Raw genomic sequence first — 1302 nt, 5'->3', positions numbered from 1 at the left:
TCTTTGACCCATCAATTGGAAAAGCAATGGAGTATTATGGATTTAATCGGCATTACTTAACTGGAGAAATCAGCTCGAATCCAGCTTCAGATAACGCTACCTATCGAGATATCGTCTTACGAGAGCAAGATAGCACGATGTATTTACTTAAACCTATGGTAATTGATTTAGGCGCGGTTGCGAAAGGATTTGCTATCGACATCGCCACTCAGGCGCTGATTCGTTTTCAGGGCTTCGTTATTAATGCAGGTGGGGACCTTTTTGCTGGTGGGGTAGATGAGGTGGGCCAAGCCTGGCGAATTGGAATTCAGCATCCAGTACACAAGGATCATATGATAGACACCATTGAAGTATCCAATGCAGCAGTATGTACATCTGGCGGCTACGAGCGCAAAAGCAAAGTCAGCGCAGATATTCATCATATTATTTACCCGAATAGCAAGCAATCGCCGCATGAGTTGCTTAGCTGCAGTATTGTGGCTCCGTACGCTATGTTGGCAGACGTCTTCTCAACGGTCATATGTTTATATGGGTTGGACCAAGGGAAAAAAATGATGATTGAAATGGGATTGAAGGGGATTTTGATTACATCTAAGTTACATGTGGAAAGAGTTGGAGGGATATAAATGTCTGCTCATCCATGGCATAAAAAACCAAAGAGTTATGTTATTATCTGCTTGGTAGCTTTTCTGATTATAGCTGAGCTATTATCTTCAGATATAAAAGGAATGTATAATGTCATAATTGCTCTGGTTACAGCAATAGGGATGGATTGGATCTGTTTTTTGATAGGGAAAAGAAAAAAATGGCTAGCAGATGGTGCTGTTATAACAGGGATCATTATAGGCTTAATTTTAAGCACTACAACCTCATGGTATTTTGTAGCTATTACTGTAATCATGGCTATTTTATCTAAGCACCTTATTGTTTTTAAGAAAAAACCGGTATTTAACCCAGCCGCCTTCGGCCTACTTTTATCTATTCTTTTTTTTCAGACTGGACAGAGCTGGTGGGGCGCATTTGGAGATCTTCCAGTGTGGACAATTGGATTCCTTTTAGTGGGCGGTTACGTTGTTACCAATCGCGTGAACAAATTCCCACAAGTGTTTGCATTTTTATGTACTTATTTTTTGTTATTGCTTTTAATAGGGTTCATGCATGTCGGTGAAGCTGCCGATGCGTTTCGCCCTCCTTTTATAAACGCTTCATTATTCTTTGCTCTATTTATGTTGACAGATCCACCAACCTCTCCAGTCACTAATAAGGATCAAGTGATTTTTGGTTTGCTAAGTGCAATAGTAG

2 protein-coding genes are annotated in these 1302 nt (G+C 40.3%); both read left to right on the top strand.

Translation table 11 applies throughout. The annotated features are described in order from the left end of the window. Positions 1 to 626, top strand: a 626-nt coding sequence (locus AC1DUA_RS38005) for an FAD:protein FMN transferase (protein ID WP_477504631.1), incomplete at its 5' end; no start/stop codon positions are given. After that, the coding region (locus AC1DUA_RS38000) for an RnfABCDGE type electron transport complex subunit D (RefSeq protein ID WP_477504630.1) at positions 627 to 1302 on the top strand (676 nt) is incomplete at its 3' end. It abuts the gene before it with no gap.

It is taken from the genome of Paenibacillus sp. 01T422 (assembly GCF_056398785.1).
The sequence above is the reverse complement of the archived record's forward strand: the minus strand, read 5'-3'. Positions and strand labels throughout refer to the sequence as shown.